17 protein-coding genes and 1 other RNA gene are annotated in these 18,946 nt (G+C 54.5%); 11 read left to right on the forward strand and 7 right to left on the reverse strand.

Going from position 1 to position 18,946, the window contains the following annotated elements; all coding sequences use genetic code 11:
* The first annotated feature begins 264 nt into the window (after positions 1 to 264).
* Entirely contained in the window at positions 265 to 1,341 is a 1,077-nt protein-coding gene (gene dinB, locus ACGHAD_RS03605; RefSeq protein ID WP_382413826.1) for a DNA polymerase IV, read from the forward strand.
* Between the two features lie 198 nt (positions 1,342 to 1,539).
* Positions 1,540 to 1,968 (forward strand): biopolymer transporter ExbD, encoded by a 429-nt coding sequence (locus tag ACGHAD_RS03610; protein WP_339616398.1) that lies wholly within the window; start codon positions 1,540 to 1,542, stop codon positions 1,966 to 1,968.
* A 353-nt stretch (positions 1,969 to 2,321) separates the two neighbouring features.
* Here ACGHAD_RS03610 and ACGHAD_RS03615 read toward each other — a convergent pair whose 3' ends face one another.
* The 7 genes from ACGHAD_RS03615 to ACGHAD_RS03645 form a co-directional block, all read right to left on the reverse strand.
* Positions 2,322 to 3,602 (reverse strand): aminotransferase class I/II-fold pyridoxal phosphate-dependent enzyme, encoded by a 1,281-nt coding sequence (locus ACGHAD_RS03615; RefSeq protein ID WP_382413824.1) that lies wholly within the window; start codon positions 3,600 to 3,602, stop codon positions 2,322 to 2,324.
* Between the two features lie 101 nt (positions 3,603 to 3,703).
* Positions 3,704 to 5,629: a M48 family metallopeptidase gene (locus ACGHAD_RS03620; RefSeq protein ID WP_382413822.1), complete on the reverse strand. Its 1,926-nt coding sequence runs from the start codon at positions 5,627 to 5,629 to the stop codon at positions 3,704 to 3,706.
* A 26-nt stretch (positions 5,630 to 5,655) separates the two neighbouring features.
* On the reverse strand, positions 5,656 to 6,252 hold the full coding sequence (locus tag ACGHAD_RS03625) for a LemA family protein (RefSeq protein ID WP_339616401.1): 597 nt from the start codon (positions 6,250 to 6,252) through the stop codon (positions 5,656 to 5,658).
* A 20-nt stretch (positions 6,253 to 6,272) separates the two neighbouring features.
* Entirely contained in the window at positions 6,273 to 6,851 is a 579-nt protein-coding gene (locus ACGHAD_RS03630; protein WP_339616402.1) for a BON domain-containing protein, read from the reverse strand.
* Positions 6,851 to 7,438: an SIS domain-containing protein gene (locus tag ACGHAD_RS03635; protein ID WP_339616580.1), complete on the reverse strand. Its 588-nt coding sequence runs from the start codon at positions 7,436 to 7,438 to the stop codon at positions 6,851 to 6,853. The genes ACGHAD_RS03630 and ACGHAD_RS03635 overlap by 1 nt, the downstream gene beginning before the upstream one ends.
* Positions 7,439 to 7,462: 24 nt before the next feature.
* On the reverse strand, positions 7,463 to 7,852 hold the full coding sequence (locus ACGHAD_RS03640) for a YraN family protein (protein ID WP_339616403.1): 390 nt from the start codon (positions 7,850 to 7,852) through the stop codon (positions 7,463 to 7,465).
* Positions 7,849 to 9,843 (reverse strand): penicillin-binding protein activator, encoded by a 1,995-nt coding sequence (locus ACGHAD_RS03645; RefSeq protein WP_339616404.1) that lies wholly within the window; start codon positions 9,841 to 9,843, stop codon positions 7,849 to 7,851. The genes ACGHAD_RS03640 and ACGHAD_RS03645 overlap by 4 nt, the downstream gene beginning before the upstream one ends.
* A gap of 78 nt (positions 9,844 to 9,921) precedes the next feature.
* Between ACGHAD_RS03645 and rsmI the strand changes: the two genes are divergently transcribed.
* From rsmI to mraY, 9 genes are all read left to right on the forward strand, one after another.
* The gene (gene rsmI, locus ACGHAD_RS03650; protein WP_382413814.1) at positions 9,922 to 10,764 is read left to right on the forward strand and encodes a 16S rRNA (cytidine(1402)-2'-O)-methyltransferase; all 843 of its coding nucleotides are present in this window, start codon (positions 9,922 to 9,924) and stop codon (positions 10,762 to 10,764) included.
* A 78-nt stretch (positions 10,765 to 10,842) separates the two neighbouring features.
* Positions 10,843 to 11,194: RNase P RNA component class A (gene rnpB / locus ACGHAD_RS03655), an RNA gene on the forward strand.
* Between the two features lie 324 nt (positions 11,195 to 11,518).
* Entirely contained in the window at positions 11,519 to 11,959 is a 441-nt protein-coding gene (mraZ, locus tag ACGHAD_RS03660) for a division/cell wall cluster transcriptional repressor MraZ (protein ID WP_041522469.1), read from the forward strand.
* Positions 11,960 to 11,967: 8 nt separating this feature from the next.
* Positions 11,968 to 12,900 carry a 16S rRNA (cytosine(1402)-N(4))-methyltransferase RsmH gene (rsmH, locus tag ACGHAD_RS03665; protein ID WP_339616406.1) on the forward strand — a complete coding sequence of 311 codons (933 nt, stop codon included), beginning with the start codon at positions 11,968 to 11,970 and terminating at the stop codon, positions 12,898 to 12,900.
* A 5-nt stretch (positions 12,901 to 12,905) separates the two neighbouring features.
* The gene (gene ftsL, locus ACGHAD_RS03670; RefSeq protein ID WP_382413809.1) at positions 12,906 to 13,208 is read left to right on the forward strand and encodes a cell division protein FtsL; all 303 of its coding nucleotides are present in this window, start codon (positions 12,906 to 12,908) and stop codon (positions 13,206 to 13,208) included.
* Complete coding sequence (locus ACGHAD_RS03675) at positions 13,209 to 14,957, forward strand: peptidoglycan D,D-transpeptidase FtsI family protein (RefSeq protein WP_382413807.1); 1,749 nt, start codon at positions 13,209 to 13,211, stop codon at positions 14,955 to 14,957. It abuts the gene before it with no gap.
* Positions 14,958 to 14,983: 26 nt separating this feature from the next.
* A complete protein-coding gene (locus ACGHAD_RS03680; RefSeq protein ID WP_382413805.1) occupies positions 14,984 to 16,486 on the forward strand; it encodes a UDP-N-acetylmuramoyl-L-alanyl-D-glutamate--2,6-diaminopimelate ligase in 1,503 nt (500 codons plus the stop codon).
* Entirely contained in the window at positions 16,483 to 17,859 is a 1,377-nt protein-coding gene (gene murF / locus ACGHAD_RS03685; protein ID WP_382413802.1) for a UDP-N-acetylmuramoyl-tripeptide--D-alanyl-D-alanine ligase, read from the forward strand. The genes ACGHAD_RS03680 and murF overlap by 4 nt, the downstream gene beginning before the upstream one ends.
* Positions 17,860 to 18,942 (forward strand): phospho-N-acetylmuramoyl-pentapeptide-transferase, encoded by a 1,083-nt coding sequence (mraY, locus tag ACGHAD_RS03690; protein ID WP_339616411.1) that lies wholly within the window; start codon positions 17,860 to 17,862, stop codon positions 18,940 to 18,942.
* The last annotated feature ends 4 nt before the right edge of the window (positions 18,943 to 18,946 follow it).

The following is an 18,946-nucleotide window of genomic DNA, read 5'->3' on the forward strand; positions in this document are numbered from 1 at the left end:
GGTAATACGTTAAAACTTTACGTATGAATTTCAAGCATTTTACGACATTTTCAGTAAAAAAATTGGCTTTTTAGCAAAAATTAATCGCTTTATGCGTTTTTTTTTAAGGTTTAAGGCATTTTTTTTAAATTTATCGGTTTGTTGGACGGTTTTTACTGCGCAATATTTTTGTTGCGATGCTTCTTTTAATAAAACCGCGATGCGCTAGTGTTTACACGAACAGTTAATTTATACTGTGTGTATATACAGTTTTTGAGGGTGTGTATGAGCCGCACAATTATTCACTGCGACGCCGATTGTTTTTTTGCTGCGATTGAAATGCGAGATAACCCCGAGTTAGTTGGACGAGCCATCGCCGTTGGCGGTCATCCAGACCGGCGCGGTGTTATCTCTACGTGCAATTATGCGGCGCGACAATTTGGGGTGCGTTCGGCGATGGCCTCTGCTTATGCACTACGGTTGTGCCCAGGTCTTACGATTTTGCCGCACCGAATGGTGCACTACCGAGAGGCTTCACAAAAAATAATGGCGATATTTCATCGCTTTACGGACTTGGTTGAGCCGCTGTCGCTAGATGAGGCTTTTTTAGATGTGTCGGAACTGGTGACTGAGGGAGGTAGTGCAAGACAGATTGCGGCTGCTATTCGCAAACAGGTGGTTCAAGAGGTGGGCATTACGGTTTCGGCTGGCGTTGCTCCTAATAAGTTTTTGGCCAAGGTTGCCAGTGATTGGCGCAAACCCGATGGTTTGTTTGAAGTACGGCCTGATCAGTTGTCGGAGTTTGTCGCGCAGCTCCCCGTTAGTTGCATACCTGGTGTTGGTCGGGTAACCGCTGAACGTTTGGTGCAGCTACAAGTGAAAAGCTGTGGTGATCTGCTGGCTTTTAGTGAGCAGGATTTATGTGATCGTTTCGGGCAGTTTGGTTCGCGTTTGTATCATTGCAGCCGCGGAGTGGATACGCGCTTGGTGCGTAGCGAACGACAGAGAAAGTCCGTCAGTGTGGAGCAGACGTTTGCGCGTGATTTGCCGGCAAGTGAGGCCTGCGGCCTTTACCTCGAGGAATTAATGGCACGGTTGCAAGCGCGTATTGATAAGTTAACGAGTCGTTATGGTGTCGGTAAAGCGTTTGTGAAGGTGAAGTTTGCCGATTTCTCTAGCACCACGTTAGAGCGTGCCGGGGGCGAGTTTGGTTATAACAATTTTGCCGAGCTAATACATGAGGCCGCGAGCCGCAATGAAGGCTTGGTGCGCTTGTTGGGGGTGGGGGTTCGCTTGACCGACGCTGAGGCAAAGCTGCCTACGGAGGTCGGTCAGTTGGGGCTGTTTGGGGGGAGCCCTTAAGCCGCCGTAGAGGTGACGCCTCGCCCGTTTATGGTGCGTCGCCTGACCTGAGGTGGTTAAAAATCACCCAAAGATCTCAGTTTACGAATATTTGCGTACAAATTTGCGGTAAATGGTTAGTCAGGCTCAATACAAGCTGGTACTATTGGTCGCCTGAATATCTGCCATCCACTAGCATAATAACGGGGAGTGTGTACGGTGAGTCGTAGAAAAAAGAGCCGTAACTCTGAAGAAAGTAACGAAATTGATCTGACGCCGATGCTCGACGTCGTATTCATCATGCTGATCTTCTTCATTGTGACCGCATCATTTGTGAAAGAAGTCGGTCTTGATGTGAATGTTCCTGAAGAGAACGATGAGCCGCCACCGCCAAATGCTGACCCTAACATTTTGGTGCAGATTACGGCGGATAACCAGATTTGGGTGTTTGGTGAAAATGGTCGCCGCCGGATTGATGAGTCATCGGTGCGCTCTAACATTACCCAGATGCGCGCTGAGCTACCGAAAGCCTCGGTGATCATTCAGGCTAATCATAAAGCCGATGCTGGTGTGTATGTTGCGGTGGCCGATGCGGCCAAGGCAGCCAAAGCCCCTGCGGTGGTGCTGGTGCCGGTTGAAGACAACTAAGTTATCGGGCGAGTCTCGATACTTAAAAAACCACCTTCGGGTGGTTTTTTTATGCCTGCCTGTTGATGAATGGGCCTAAACGGCTCTTGTGCGGTTGCTGTTTGCTAGGTTTAGCCTTAAGCCGAGGCGCAACCGTTGGCAGTATTCAGCGCTAAGCTGTGATTTTGCGTCCGATCAGAGTTCGGCTCGGGTATTGCCCCACCGCTTAGCTGTCGGGGGTTTTGAAACAGAGACGGCGAGCGCTGCCTAGCGTGATGTGTTAAGGCGGGAGTTTAGTGCTTTTGGGGGTTAAACGTGGCGTGAGGCTGGCATTACCACGGCCCAAGTTGGGCGCGTGGTATGCGCTTGAGTTTTTATTGTTTGCTAAGTGCCTGGCGCACTGAGGCGAGCTTAACGCAGGTAACAAACACCTCCATCGCACCCACTACTTCATCCACCGATGGGACCGACGGTGCAATACGGATATTGCAGTCGTTAGGGTCTTGTCCATACGGGAAGGTGGCGCCCGCTGGGGTCAGTTTCACGCCGGCTTCTGCCGCTAGGCGAACGGTCTCTTTGGCGCAGCCGGGGCGAGTATCAAACGATACAAAGTAGCCGCCCTGGGGTGTTTCCCAACTGCCTAAACCTGTGCCGGTAAAAGCGCTGTCGAGTGCTGTGAGAACCGCATCAAAACGTGGTTGTAGCAGCTCGGCGTGCTTTTGCATGTGGCTCATTAGGACGTCGCGGTTGGGCAAAAAGTGCGCGTGACGCAGCTGATTGACCTTGTCGGGACCAATAGTGGCCGCCCCTAAAAACTTTTTAATGCCTGCCAAGTTGGCATCACTGGCGGCCATAAAGGCGACGCCAGCACCGGCATGGGTGATTTTAGAGGTGGATGCAAACTGGATAACTGTGTTGTCTGTGCCGTGTTTGGCGCAGGCATCAAAGACGGAAGCCAGCTGCGGAGCGTCGCTGTTTAAATCGTGTACGGCGTAGGCGTTGTCCCAGAATACCCGGAAGTCGGCGTGCGCAATATTGCCCAGTTGGGCGATGCGATCGACGGTTTCGTCCGAGTACACCACGCCAGTCGGGTTGGAGTACTTGGGTACGCACCACATGCCGCGAATACTGCTATCGGCTTTAATTAATGCCTCTACCGCATCCATGTCTGGGCCGGTGGCGGTCATAGGGGCGGTAATCATCTCGATGCCAAGCTGCTCGCACACGGTAAAGTGGCGGTCGTAACCCGGCACCGGGCAGATTACTTTAGGCTTGTCGATGTTTTTCCAGGCGCTCTCGGGGCCCGTTAAACCAAACTGATAAGCCGTTAGCACGGTTTGGTACATCAAGGTCAGGCTGGCATTGCCGCCTACTAAAATATGGCTGGCAGGTACACCCATTAAATCAGAGCCCAGACGCTTGGCTTCCGCGATGCCATCAATGCCGCCGTAGTTGCGGGTGTCGGTGCCGTTGTCAGTTTGGTAGTTACCTTCCAGGAACCCGTCTAAGGTGTCCGACAGTGAAAGCTGTTCGGCAGAGGGCTTGCCGCGAGTCACATCAAGGTTGAGCTGTTTGGCGACAATGGTTTGGTATTGTCCGGCCAGTTCAGCTTCCCATTCACGCAGTTGTTCGACAGTGGCTTGATCCAGTTGCAAGGGGTCACCTCAATAGTTGGTTGCGGGGCGCATTTAGCGCGCGGGGCATTATTATACAACACCGCTGCGCTCTGTTAAGTGTCGCGCGCCATTAGAGTGGGTTATTGTCGCGCTAGCGGCGGTACCGGGCAGTTTAAGCTGTCGGCGATGGCGCGAAAGAGTTCTGCCTCGGCGGCGGTAATTTTGCCGTCCGATTCAATAGTTTGCATCATTGCTTTGAGTAATTGCGGCTTTTGCAGTGGCCGGGTGCGGTTTAGCTCGTGCAAGGCTTTATCTAAGGCATTGATGTTTAAAGCAGCTCTTTCCAGCAGCGGCAGTTCGCTCATGCGCAGTAACTCGCGCGCCTGGGCAAAGGCCCGGGCAGCATCGGTGGTGTTGTCGGTACCGGCGTGAGCGAGATACGACAACACAAACTGGCAGCTATCGCGCATGTGTCGCAGCTGTTTGTGTTGGCTGTGAAAATTTGGCTCGCTTAAGTGGTGGGTGACGATGCGTCGCAAGCTCCACTCGTGCAGGTCAGTTCTGTTGTCCGCTGCGATTAATGCGTCCATTGCGTTTTGTAATGTGCGCGCTTGTGATTCGCTGAGTGCTTTTAGTGCGGGAAGACACAGCTCGAGCAGCGCTAGGCGGTCAAGTTCATCGACTTGGGCGGCGTGCTTTACCGTGTTGCGCCACTGCTTTAAGGTCGCTTTGGTGTAGTGGTTTGTCAGTAGTTGCCACTGCTGGTTGCGCATCTCGCTGCTTGTGGGGTCGAGTAATAACCCGATGATAATCGCGCAAGCACCGCTGGGTGAATGTGCCTCATCGCGCAGCGCGTCGCCAATGTCTTCTAGCTGGCCCCGGGCCTGCGCGAGGGCGTCGCTATTGGTGTGGCCGATCTGCTCCACAGCCGCGGCGAGCACGCTGGCCTGAAAAAAGCGCTCGCGGTTATGGTTTGCGTTGTCTTGGGCTGACGCTGGGGTTGGCTGATCAGGCTTGGCGGCCGAGTCGTACTCGCCATCCCAGTTGGGTTGCAGGCGTTTAATGCGCTCTGCTAGGGGCGGGTGAGTGGCCATTAAGCTGTTAAACGCGGTGCTTACGCCTTGGCCGAAGTACATGTGACTAAACTCGGCGCTGTGGGAGGCATCGAGTTTACTGCCGGCATCAAGCCCGCCGATTTTTTTTAACGCACCGGCAATGCCGTTATTGTCGCGGGTAAACTGCACCGCCGAGGCGTCGGCCAGAAACTCACGCTGGCGGCTAACGGCGGCCTTAATAATATTGCCAAAAAAAGTCCCGGCGTAACCGATAATAATTAAACCAATACCGGCGATGGCAATGCCGCTGCCCTTGTTGTCGCGATTAGATCGTCCGACGCTGCTATACATACCGCCGCGCACCATAAAGTGCCCGATCAATCCGAGCAGTAAAATGCCATTTAACAGCGCGACTAAGCGCATGTTAAGCCGCATGTCGCCGTGAAAAATATGGCTAAATTCGTGGGCAATAACACCTTGCAGTTCGTCGCGGTTAAGCTGCTCGATACAGCCTCGCGTTACCCCGATGACCGCGTCTTGCGGCGTGTGACCGGCGGCAAAGGCATTAATCGCGGGCTCCTCTAGTAAGTACACGGGCGGTACCGGCGCGCCAGAGGCAATTGCCATTTCTTCGACGACATTAAGCAGCTTGCGCTCGTTTAAGTCGCGAGTATCAATATTAATAAGGCGGCCACCTAAAGACTCTGCGACAACGCGTCCACCGCGCCGTAGTTGCTGGTATTTATACAGCCCACCGATGAGCACAACCGTTATGACTAGCATGGATATACCGCTAACGGTTTGCCAGTCGAGCAGCGTTGCGAGGCTGGACCAAAACCCCATGCCGGCGGTTTCCAGATGGTGGGCACTGTTGCCGGTTTGCAGGTAAAACATGATGCCGGCAAACAGTGCGGTGGTTACCGCGATAAGGGAGATTATGGCAAGTATCAGCAGCATCACCAGACGCTTGGTGTTGCGTCTGGCAATGTCTTGTTGCTCGAAGAAATTCATTGGCGCTAGGCTTGTATGGGAGGCGATTAAAACGAAACTTTGGGGGCTTCGGCGATTGCCTCGCTGTCGTCAAACTCCAACAAGCTGGCGTCTTGCGCGTGACCGAACATGCCGGCCAATACCACGGGCGGAAAGCCTTGCTTGTAAGTGTTGTAGTTCATCACTGAGTCATTAAAAGCCTGGCGAGCAAAGGCAATACGGTTTTCGGTGCTGGTTAGCTCTTCGGATACCTGTTGCATATTGGTCGAGGCTTTTAGGTCGGGGTAGGCTTCCATAACCACATTTAAACGCCCAAGTGCGCTGCTGAGTGCACCTTCAGCGCCGGCTAATTGGCCCATGGCCGCCGCGTCGCCCGGAGCCGCAGAGGCGGCTTGTAAACCCGACATGGCTTGGTTGCGTGCCTGAGTTACCGCCTCCAGCGTTTCGCGCTCGTGGGTGATGTAGGCTTTGGCGGTTTCGACCAAGTTGGGGATCAGGTCGTAGCGTCGCTTAAGTTGTACCTCGATTTGGGCAAAGGCGTTTTCAAAGCGGTTTTTAAGTGCGACGAGTTGGTTGTAAACACTGATAATGTAGAGCACCAGTGCGGCGAGAATAACGAGTACAACAATTGTGCTTATGCTCATATGGCAATCCCTTTAAACAATTAGTCGATGTATTCAAATACCCGTACAACTTTTTGGACACCACCAGTGTGGCGCGCCACGTCGGTGATGGTTTCGGCCTCGGCGCGAGTCACCAGTCCCATTAAGTAAACCGTATTGTTCTCGGTAACGATTTGTACCCGGCCGCTTTCGATGTCGCGATTGGTGAGTAGCTTAGAGCGAATTTTAGTGCTTAGCCAGCTATCGTTGGCACCGGCGAGTAAAGAAATGGGCGCTTGCACTTGCAGCTCGTTGTGCACTTGGCGCACGTTGGGCATTTTGCGCACAGTATTGCCGGCCAGCTCGCGAGCCTCGTTGGTGGGCACTTGGCCGATCAGCAGAACCACGGCGTTAAAGCTGTGAACGCTGACGGGGGCGTTGTCCAGCGCCTTGCTGGCTTTGTCGATATTCACCGAAGCGATGGTCTCGATTTGGTTGTCGTCGATTTTTACCCCTAACGAGCGTTTGCCGGGGTCGATTTGGATGGGTTCGTCGGTGGTGGCACTAATGATACTGGTGCAGCCGCTAAAGGCGGCGATAAAGGTGCCAAGCAGTAACCAGCGGGCAAACATGTGAGGCATTATTCGTGGCTCCCAAACAGTTGTTCTTCAATTAAGTCGCACAGGCAAAACAGTGTGAGCAGATGCACTTCGTGGATGCGGGCAAAACTTGCATCGGGTGTCGGGAGTTCGACATCGCGATTGTCCAACAGTGCAATAACGTCGTCACTGTCGCGTCCGGTAAGCGCAATAACGGTGATGTCGCGGTCGTGGGCGGCGCTGATTGCTTGCAGTAAATTGCTGGCACTGCCGGAGGCGCTGAGCAATACCAGCACATCGCCCGGTTGGCCGATTGCACGAATTTGTTTGGCGTAGATCTCGTTGTAGGTGTAGTCGTGGGCGATGGCCGATTGGGTAATAACGTCGGCGCCGATATTAATGGCCGGTAAGCTGGGGCGCTCGTGCTCAAAACGGTTAATCAGGCTGGCGGTAAACGTTTGCGCGAGTGCGCCACTGACACCGTTACCGCAGGTGATGATTTTACCTTCATTGAGCAGTGTTTCGACAATCAATTCGCTGCTGTGGGCAATGAGAGGGGCGAGCTGCTCGCCCGCCTGCATTTTGGCTTCGATACTTTCGTGAAAGAGGGTAATAACCCGCTGATCCATAATGTTCTCTTTATCGTCAGACATTTAAGCGGCGCCAAAGGCATTTTTGATCCACTCGGGCGGCTGCGCCGAGTCCAGTGATTGCAATGCTACCACATCAAATCGACAGGGGACTTTGTCGGTGAGTTTTTCGCGCTGCAGGTAGTGTTGGGCGGCTTGGATAAGTTTGCGCTGCTTGGCGCTGTTAACGCTTTCACTGGCACTGGCAAAGTGTTGATTGCCTCGCAGCCGAACCTCGACAAAAACCACGGTGGTTTGGTCGCGCATAATAAGGTCAATTTCGCCGCCACCACCAGTGACGTTGGCGGCCACAAAGGTTAAGCCGGCGCGCTGTAAAAAGTCGCGCGCCTGCCGCTCGGCCTGTTGGCCGCGATTGGGCTGCGGTTTTAGTGTGCGCAGCACTCGGCTGATCACGGAGCGTTGCCGGCGCGCTGGATGGCGCTGCTGGTGATTGGTTTGGCAATGCCGTCGTCAAACTCGGCCCAAATTTGCTCGCGCACAATGCGGCCATCTTGCAGCATGCTTAGCATGCCCGTCGCGCCCAGCACCCGGGTTTGTGGTAAATGTTTTAACTGCGGTAAACGCGGGTAAAGATGATAGGCGTCGGCGCCCATGGCGTGCAGCCGCTCATAGGCAGGCGGCGCATCGGTGTTGGCGTCTATCGATTGGGTTTCGACGTTGTCGGCAAATAGCCACGGCAGCGTGTTAAAGCGTATACCGTTTAAATCGCGGTCGGCCTTGGGGCTGTCGGTGCCGTTGTAAATCTGGCTGGTGGCAAATACAGGTATATCGCCGGCGTAGTGAAACGCCAGAGTCGGTTTAATTTGTCGCGCCTGAGGTGGGTTGGCGATTAAAAAAATCATCTCGATATCTTTGCGCCGGCGCGGTTCAAAGTGGCTGTTGGTGTAAATAATTTTGCGCAACTGGCTGTGGCGCTGTTCGCTATCGTCCACCAATAGCGAGCGCTTAAGAACGTCCGAGTAATCGCCGGCGCCAATATAGCGGCTTAGCGCGACGACTTCGCCATCCAGTTGTTGCCACTGCTGAATAAACGCCTCGACACTGCGCTCGGCCCAATCGATATCGGGGGCGATAATCATGGCCCGACGATGGCCTTGCAGGTGTGCATGGCGGGCGATTTGTCGGGCTTCGTCTTCGGCGGCCAAACCAAATTGATAGAGCGCTGGCGCAAACAGTGAGTTGTTGGCTGTCGGTTGATTGCCTGTGAGTGTCGGGTTGCTCGTGTTTATGGGTATTACGCCTGGCAGCTTGGCTTGCAGCGGCGGCACTTTTAAATCGGCAATATTAAGGTTGGTCGTGTTTGCGCTTTTATCGGAGTTTTGCTCGCGATAATTTAAAGCGAGTACTGGCACGCTAAGGCTTGATCTTTGGGCCAGCGCGTCGACATTGTCTTTTGCCAGTGGCCCGATAATTAATTCGGCGCCTTCGCTAACCGCTTGGTCGTATAGCTGATTGATATCGCCAGTGTCGGTGTCGTACTGCCGAATAGTAGGGTTTTGCTCAGCGCTGCGCTCGGCAAAGTAGGCCGCTAAAAAGCCATCTCTTACTGCGTTGGCAGCGCCGGCCAGGCGACCGCGCTGGGGTAACAGCAGGGCAATGGTTTGCGGCTGCTGGGCAATCAGCTGACCCAGCAGCTGTAAATCGCTGGGTAGCTCTAAGTTGGCTGGATGGCTGGGGTGCTGCATGCGCCATAGGTCGACCCGCTCAAGCTGGCGATTAAGGTTGGCGGCGCTATCACGCGTTACCTGCGCCAGCGTTGCCCAGCTACTTAGGGTGGCGTTGTCGGCACTGGTGGCCAGCTCGTCCAGTTCGGGTGTTGTTAAGCTCATTAGGTCTTGCCAAATGGCCTCGTTGTTAAGGTAGAGCTCATCGCGGCCTAGGAGGTAACCCAGCTCCACGCGAGTGGCGAGGCTGGATTGATAATCGCCCAGCAACGAGCTGGTTTGGGCGCGCCGCTCTAGCAGCGTGCGTTGCTGCTCGGGCCGCAGTGTGCTCCAAAGTTGCTTGAGTCGGGGGCTGCTGAGTGCGTCGCGAGCCTCAAAGAAGTGGTCGCTGGCGTAGGCGATAGCACTGTAGCTTTGTAGGTAGTTGAGGTAGACCGCATCGCTCATGGATTGCGCTGATAGTGGTTGCAGCAGTGAGTAAGCCCAATCGGTTTGTCCTTGCTGTTGCAGCAGCTCGGCCGCTTGTAGCAAATAATCGGTACGTTCGCTGGGGCTGCCTTGGCGAGCTTTGTCTACCAGCTTATTAACTTGCCGCTCGAGTGCCTGGCTGCTGGCATTGCCCTCGTCAGTACTGCCTGTACGCGTAGATTGTGGTGCGCAGGCCGTTAACAGTAGGCCCAGGCTTAAAACAGACAAAACTCGTGCTAGGTTGTTGCGCATGGTTCGACTCTTGTTGAGGAGGGCAGCGATGCAGTGCCGGCGGTGTTAAACTGCGCCTTTTGTAACTCAGGTGCAATCATGTCGCAGTCGCTCGGTACACTTTATGTTGTCGCTACGCCCATAGGAAACTTGGGTGATATGGTACCGCGCGCGGTGCAGGTGCTCCAGTCCGTTGCGTTAATAGCGTGCGAGGATACTCGCCACAGCGCTCGATTACTGGAGCATTTTGCCATAACGGGCCGCTGTGTTGCCTACCATGATCACAGTGATGATAAACGCACCGAGCAGATTTTAGCGCAATTGCAGGCGGGCGAGGAGGTGGCGTTGATCAGTGATGCCGGTACGCCGCTGGTGTCCGACCCAGGCTACCGGCTTGTGCGCGCTGCGCGCCAAAGCGGTATCCGGGTAGTGCCGATCCCGGGTGCCTGTGCGTTTGTTGCCGCCTTAAGTGCCGCGGGCTTGCCTTCTAATCGTTTTACTTTTGAGGGTTTTTTGCCGGCCAAAGCCGGCGCTCGGCTAGCGGCGCTAGAGGCACTCGCTGATGAGCCGCGCACGCTTATTTTTTACGAGGCACCCCATCGGGTGCTGGCCTGTGTCAAAGACATGGCGACGGCGTTTGGCGCCGAACGTGAGCTGGTGATCGCCCGCGAAATCACGAAAACCTTTGAGACTATCCATACGGCCCCCGCGGCGCAAATGGTGCAGTGGATCAGCGCCGATAGCAACCAAGAGCGCGGCGAGATCGTGTTGTTGGTGCATGGCGCACCCGAGCGCAAAGTGGGGATGAGCGCTGAAACCGAGCGGGTAATGCATTTGCTGTTGGAGGAGTTGCCAGTAAAGCAGGCGGCCGCGCTGGGGGCAAAGTTAACCGGCGCCAAGAAGAACGAGTTGTATCAGTGGGCGCTTGCGCAGCGGCAGTAACGGCCCTTATAGCTCTGTGGGTGTGGACCCGCTTAACTTTGCTTGACTTTTTGGGGCGCTACGCTAAGGTGTTCGCTCGGAGTCGGCTCGGCAGTCGCTGCTCGCTTTTAGCGGGTGGAGGAAAGTCCGGGCTCCATAGGGCAGAGCGCCAGGTAACGCCTGGGAAGTGCGAGCTTACGGAAAGTGCAGCAGAGAGTAGACCGCCTAAGCAACCTCGGTTGCCGGTAAGGGTGAAAGGGTGCGGTAAGAGCGCACCGCGCGTCTGGTAACAGTTCGTGGCATGGTAAACCCCGCTCGGAGCAAGACCAAATAGGAATCCATTGGTGTGGCCCGCACTGGATTCGGGTAGGTTGCATGAGGTGTGTGGTGACACGCATCCCAGATGAATGACTGTCCCAGACAGAACCCGGCTTACAGGCCGGCTCCGAACTACTTCTTTTGAGTTGCGCTTCTATATGTCGCAATCGTCTATAGTTACCCCTCTTTTAATTCTAAACAGTCCCACACTTAAAGTAACTTCTTAAGAGTTGTTTGTATCTCTTTGTAATATAAAGTTATTGTTTGTGTTTTGCTGCATTCCTCTTCGCTAGATGTCTACCAGTTAACGAACTTTTCCCCCGCTTTTGTGAATTTTACCTGCATTTTCCCGCGTGCTTGCTTGACTTTGTTCCTGCCGGATTTATAGTGTGCAATGTGGAAAAAAGTGGGTAATAGTGGTTTTTTGTGGAATCAAACTCCTAATAAGTGGTGAAAAGTGTTTACAGGTAGTCATGCCATCAATATGGACGCCAAAGGGCGTATGGCGATACCGACCCGGGTACGTGAGGGGTTGGTGGAGTCGTGTGCCGGACGTTTGGTGGTGACGGCTCATACTGAAGACCGCTGCTTGTTGGTGTTTCCCGAGCCCAAGTGGCAGGAAATTCTACCTAAGATTCAAAGCTTGCCCACCATGAATAAGGCGTCGCGCCGGGTTCAGCGTCTGCTGATCGGTTATGCCTGTTCCCTCGAAATGGATGCCAACGGACGAATATTGGTGCCGCCAACGCTGCGTTCTTACGCTGATCTGGACAAAAAACTAATGCTTGCAGGGCTTGGTGACAAGCTGGAGTTGTGGAGTGAAAGCAGCTGGTTTGCCCAGATGGAAGAGCCCGGCGACGACGACATGCCCGAAGAACTGCAGTCACTGGTGTTATAGGAGTCAACATGGGTGAGCAGCCACATATAACCGTGCTTCTCGATGAGGCGGTGGACGCGTTGGTGGAAAATGCGTCCGGCTTTTACGTCGACGGTACATTTGGGCGCGGTGGGCACAGCGACCGAATTCTCGAGCGTTTGGATGCCGATGGCCAGTTGCTGGCGATCGATAAAGATACCAGTGCAATTGATGTGGCGCGTCACCGCTTTGGCAGTGACGCGCGCTTTGCTATTGAACACACCAGCTTTGCTGAGCTGAGCCGTTTAGTAGGCGAGCGCGAGAAGGCGGGTAAGGTAGATGGCATTTTGCTGGACCTTGGGGTGTCGTCCCCGCAGCTGGACGAGCCCGAGCGCGGCTTTAGTTTTTTAAATGATGGCCCGCTCGATATGCGGATGGATCAAACTCGTGGCATGAGCGCGGCCGAGTGGGTTAATACCGCCGCTGAGTCTGAGCTGGCCCGGGTAATGAAAGAGTATGGCGAAGAGCGCTTTGCCAAGCGCATGGCCAATGCGGTGGTGCGCGAGCGTGAGCAGTCGCCCATTACCCGCACCGGGCGTCTGGCACACATATTAAAAGAGGCCAACCCGGCCTGGGAAAAAGGTAAGCATCCGGCTACCCGAGCGTTTCAGGGGATTCGCATTCATATCAATAATGAACTGGGCGACCTTGAGAGTGTGCTGGATCAGGCGTTGGAGATGCTGGCGGTTGGCGGGCGCTTGGTGGTGATCAGTTTTCACTCGCTGGAAGATCGCTTAGTGAAGCGTTTTATTCGTCGTCATGAAAAAGGCGATCCGGTGCCGCGCGGTGTGCCCTTGATGGAGTCGCAGTTAAACCGACGTTTACGCAGTCGCTCTAAGGCCGTTAAAGCCGGGGGCGATGAGTTGGGTCGCAATGTACGCGCACGCAGTGCTGTGATGCGCGTCGCCGAAAAACTTGCGTAGTTGCTGTGAATCGCGGGTCGTCAAACGGGGCGAGCAACTGGCGCTGGTTAGTGGTGGTGGGCTTGTGGCTCACCAACATAGTGTCGGCTCTGGCGGTGGTGGCGGTGACGCAGCAAGTGCGCCGCGATACCAATGAGCTTGAAACGCTGCGGCGCGAATCGGCCGATTTAGAGGTCCAGTGGGGCCAGTATTTGTTAGAGCAGAGTACTTGGGCGTCGTATACCCGGGTAGAAAAACAAGCGGCTGAGCGGTTGGGCATGAAGGTGCCAGATGCCAGCCAAATAATTTTAATCGAGAAGGAGCGTTAAGTGCGGCCACTCACGCTAAAGTCCTGGCGTTTTTACAGTGTGTTACTGGCTTTGCTAGTGCTCGCTGTTGCGCTGCTTGGGCGAATAGCGTCACTGCAAGTGCTGCCCGATGCCGATCGTGGCTTTGAGTTTTTGCAGGGCCAGGGCAACGCTCGTACTTTGCGCACTGAGCCAATCAGTGCTTATCGCGGTGTTATCACTGATCGCAATGGTGAGCCCTTAGCGGTGAGTACGCCGGTAGAATCTATTTGGGCCAACCCGCAAGTGTTGTTGCAAAAGCCGCAGCAGTGGGCAGCGCTGTCGCAAAAGCTGGGCTGGAGTCAGGCCGAGTTAGAGTCGCGCTTGTCGCGCTTTTCTAATAAAGAGTTTATGTATTTAGAGCGCCACTTGCCGCCGCAAGAGGCGCAGGGCATTTTGGCTTTGGGTGTCGATGGCGTTTACTCCCAGCGCGAGTATCGTCGCTATTACCCCGCCGGCGAAGTGGCAGCGCAGTTAGTGGGTATTACCGATGTGGATGATCGCGGCCAAGAGGGCATGGAGTTGGCCTACGATGCATGGCTGACCGGCGAGAGTGGCGCCAAGCAAGTGATCAAGGATTTGCGCGGCCGCACGGTTAAAGACCTAGGTTTAACGAAAGCGGCGCGCAGCGGCCGCCCTTTGGCGTTGAGTATTGATTTGCGCTTGCAGCACCTTGCTCATCGCGAGCTGAAAAAAGCGGTGCAAGAGTTTGGTGCCAAAGCGGGCTCGGTGGTGGTGCTGGATGTGCGCACCGGTGAAGTGTTGGCGATGGTCAATCAGCCCTCCTACAACCCCAACGACCGGGCGAGTATTAAAACGGCTAGCTTGCGCAACCGCGCGCTGACCGATGTCTTTGAGCCCGGCTCTACCATGAAGCCTCTGGCCATGGTGGCGGCACTTGAGACGGGGCGCTTCGAGCCTTACACCGTGATTGATACCACCCCCGGCTATGTGCAAGTGGGACGTAAGGCGCTTTATGATCCGGTGGATTACGGCAAGCTGGATTTAACCCATGTTATTTCCAAGTCCAGCCAGGTGGGTATGACCAAGCTGGCTCTTAAGCTTGAGCCGAACATTATTCGCAATATGTATTACCGTTTAGGTTTGGGGCAAGGGACTGGCACGGGGTTTCCCGGTGAGGCCGTCGGTGTGCTGCCCTCTTACAATAAGTGGAAGCCAATCCAGCAAGCGACTTACGCATTTGGCTACGGTCTAAATCTAACCATGGTTCAGCTGGCGCAAGCTTACAGTGTGCTGGCGACCGGCGGCATTAAACATCCTGTGTCTTTATTGCGCAAAGAGGGAGAAGAGATTCCGGGTGAGCAAATTGTGGATAAGCAATACACCCACAAAGTGATGAAAATGCTGCGCAAAGTCGTCGCCACCGGTGGCACAGGCACGCGCGCCAATGTCGACTCCTACAGCGTCGCCGGTAAAACCGGTACTGCCCACAAGGCGGATGCGGGCGGTTACTCCGAGAACCGTTATGTGGGCTCGTTTGTGGGCGTTGCGCCCGCGCAAGATCCGGCCATAGTGGTGGCCGTTATGATTGATGAGCCGCGTGATGATAAATACCACGGCGGCCAAGTGGCGGCGCCAATTTTTTCTAGTATTACCGGTGGCGCTTTGCGGCTTTTGCAAGAGCCCCCCGAGAACGAAGGCGCGCGGGTCAGTGTCAGGAAGCTGGAGTCGACGCCAGCCTTGGCTCAGCACGGAGGGACGTTGCTGTGATGGCTGCCCGCATGAATGAGCGCGCTATGACCCTGGCCCAGGTGCTGGACGATGAATCCTTGCACGAGTTGGATTCAGTGCGTTGGTCCGTGTTGCAGGCTGATAGTCGTCGCATTATGCCGGGCCATGTTTTTGTCGCGCTGCAGGGCGCGACGGTGGACGGGCGCGACTATATCAGTGATGCGATTCACCGTGGCGCCAGTGCTGTGGTCATGGAGGCCGAAGCGAAAGCGCCGGCGGTGGAATATCGTGGTTCGGTGCCGTTAATCTCGGTGGTGGGGCTAAGCGCAAAAATGAGTGCTATCGCCGCTCGTGCTTACGCTGACCCCAGCGCGGAGCTAAACATTATTGGCGTGACTGGCACGAACGGTAAAACCACGTGCAGTTTGTTAATTGCCCAGTTGCTTGAAGCGCTTGGGCAGCGTGCGGCGGTAGTTGGCACGCTCGGTTACGGCCGGGTAGGCGAGCCACTGCAGGCGACCGGCTTTACAACGCCCGACGCTATCTCCAGCCAGGCGTTGTTGCGTGATTTAGCTGAGCAGCGTATTGGCTCAGTGGTGATGGAAGTGTCTTCCCATGCGCTGGCGCAAGGTCGTGTTAAAGCCGTGCGCATGTCGACGGCGGTATTCACCAATTTATCCCACGATCATTTAGATTTTCACGGTGATTTAAAAGCGTACGGCAAAGCTAAGGCGCGTTTGTTAAAAGCGCGTGATTTGCAGTGCGCGATTATCAATCGCGATGACAGTTGGTGTAAGTCACTACTGAAAAAAGCCGAAACGCTGGAGCAGGTGTTCAGTTATTCCCTTAGCTCAAAAAAAGCTGATGTTTATTTCGAGGCGTTAACCTATTGTGCCGATGGTATCACCGGTACGGTGCACACGTCGAAGGGAAGTGCTGAGATTACCTCATCACTGATTGGCGATTTTAATGCCAGTAATATTTTAGCCACGATCGCGGTGGCGATATCACAGGGTTACGCGTTGGATAAAATCGCAGCGGTCGTCCCTAGGTTGCAATCCGCCCCAGGGCGAATGGAACAGGTTCGTTTGCGCGCCGATCAAGGGGTTCAGGTGGTAGTGGATTATGCTCACACGCCCGACGCGCTAGAAAAAACCTTACGAGCACTGCGACGCCACACCGAAGGCAGCCTTTGGTGTGTGTTTGGTTGTGGCGGTGATCGCGACCGTGAAAAACGTCCGGCTATGGGGCGAGTGGCTGAAAAGTCAGCGGACTACACCATAGTGACCAACGATAATCCGCGCGGTGAAGACCCGGCTAGTATTGCCGGTGAAATCGTCCGTGGCATGCATCACCCCGAGCGCTGTCTAGTAATTGCCGAGCGCGATAAAGCGATTGATCTAGCAGTGCAGCAAGCACGTGCCGGTGACACCGTTTTGCTGGCTGGCAAGGGGCATGAGGCGGTGCAAATTTTTGCGCAACGTCAGCTGCCGTTTAGTGATGTGCAGCAAGCGCGTGCCGCCCTCGTGAAGCGCCTTGAAAAAGACGCTCAAGGGGGGCAGGCATGATCGGCAGTATGACGATCGCGCAGCTGCAGCGCGAACTGGCTTATAAATTGATGACTAGTGCCAGTGGTGAGTCCCGTAGCTTTACCCGGGTCTGTACCGATTCGCGCAAGATTCAAGCGGGCGATTTTTTTGTCGCGCTGCGCGGACCTCGCTTCGATGGGCATCAGTATTTGGCTGCGGTGCAAGACGCCGGCGCCGTCGGGGCTTTAGTGGACACTCCCGTGCCGGGGTGCACTTTGGCGCAGTTGCAGGTAGACGATACCACGCTCGGCTTAGGTGAGATCGCCCGTTTAAATCGCGAGCGCTTTGAGGGGCCAGTCGTCGCCATTACCGGCTCTAGCGGTAAAACCTCGGTGCGCTCTATGGTTGACGGTATTTTGCGTTGCGAGGGGGAGGTTATGTCCACCCAAGGCAACTTTAACAACCACATTGGTGTGCCGTTAACCTTGTTGCGCCTCGAGGGGACGGAGCAGTATGCGGTGATCGAAATGGGCGCCAGTGCTATCGGCGAAATCGCTTATCTATGTGAGCTGGCCCAGCCTGATGTGGCGCTGGTTAACAATGTAATGCCGGCGCACTTGGAAGGGTTTGGCTCGATTGAAGGTGTGGCCGATGCCAAAGGTGAAATCTACCAAGGCGTTGCAGCCGATGGTTGCTGTGTGATTAATCTGGATGATCAGTTTGCCCCTGTGTGGTTAGCACAGCTACACAATCGTGCGCATATTGGTTTTTCGTTGTCCGACTCCGCCGCCGATTGTTACGCCAGTGATATTACGCCATGCGGTATGACCACCCGCTTTAATCTGCACTTGCAGGGCCGGACATTGGCGATAAATTTGCCGGCATTTGGGCTGCACAATGTACGCAATGCTCTGGCTGCTGCCTGTTGTGCTCAGGCGGTTGGCGCGAGCGACGAATCTATTTGTGCCGGGCTAAATGCATTTGCTCCAGTGTCGGGGCGCATGAACGTTAAAGCTGGGGCCAATGGAGCCCGGGTGATCGACGATAGCTACAACGCCAATCCGGGCTCCGTACGTGCGGCCATCGATGTTTTGGCCGAAATGCCCGGTGACAACATTTTGGTGATTGGCGATATGGGTGAGTTGGGCGAAGAGGCTTACTTGCTGCACGCCGAGATCGGCGCCTATGCGTCTAACAAAAATATTCAAGCGGTATTCAGTTGTGGCTCATTGGCTCAGGCCGTTACCGATAATTTTTCGGGCACCGCTAAACATTTTGATGAGCACAGTGATTTGATCGCGCATCTGCAAAAAATGACGATAGGTGCCGACCATACTGTTTTAATAAAAGGCTCGCGCAGTGCCCGAATGGATATCGTGGTTCGGGCTTTGACTGACGAGGAGAACCAATAAATGCTGTTATGGCTGGCCGAACAACTACAAGAATACTTTCGCGGCTTTTTCGTGTTTCAGTATTTAACACTGCGCGCCATCCTGAGTGTGATGACGGCACTGGGGATTTCGTTACTGCTAGGGCCCTGGATGATTCGCAAACTGAATCAGTTGCAAATTGGCCAGTCGGTTCGCGATGACGGTCCGCAATCGCACTTGAGTAAATCAGGCACCCCGACGATGGGGGGCACCTTAATTCTGGCAGCCATATTTATCAGCAGTTTGCTGTGGTCCGATTTAAGTAACCGTTACGTGTGGGTGGTAATGGCGGTGACCGCAATATTTGGTGCGGTGGGTTGGGTCGATGACTACCGCAAAGTCGTTAAGAAAAACTCCCGTGGTTTACCCGCGCGGTGGAAATATTTTTGGCAGTCTGTCGGTGGCTTGGGTGCGGCTATTTATCTGTACATGACGGCGACATTGCCGGTTGAAACACAGCTGTTCTTGCCGTTCTTAAAAAGCTTTGCATTACCGTTGGGGATTTTTTACATCGTGCTGAGCTACTTTGTGGTGGTTGGTGCGAGTAATGCGGTTAATTTAACCGATGGTCTCGATGGTTTGGCCATTATGCCCTCGGTTATGGTGGCCGGCGCCCTTGGTGTTATCGCTTATGTCACCGGGCACTACGAGTTTGCCCAGTACCTGCATATTGCCCATGTGCCTGGTAGTGGTGAGTTGGTGGTCTTTTGTGCCGCGCTGTGCGGTGCCGGCTTAGGTTTTTTGTGGTTTAACACCTACCCCGCACAAGTCTTTATGGGTGATGTTGGCGCTTTGTCGCTCGGCGCAGCACTGGGCATTATCGCCGTTATTGTTCGTCACGAAGTGGTGTTCTTTATTATGGGTGGGGTCTTCGTGGCGGAGACAGTCTCGGTGATTTTGCAGGTGGGCTCTTACAAATTAACCGGGCGCCGAATCTTTAGAATGGCGCCGTTGCATCATCACTTTGAATTAAAAGGTTGGCCTGAGCCACGGGTTATCGTGCGCTTTTGGATCATTACCGTCATGCTCGTATTGTTTGGGCTGGCGACACTGAAGTTACGTTAGGTAA

The sequence above is a fragment of the Gilvimarinus japonicus genome, assembly GCF_042847215.1.
Lineage (GTDB): Bacteria > Pseudomonadota > Gammaproteobacteria > Pseudomonadales > Cellvibrionaceae > Gilvimarinus > Gilvimarinus japonicus.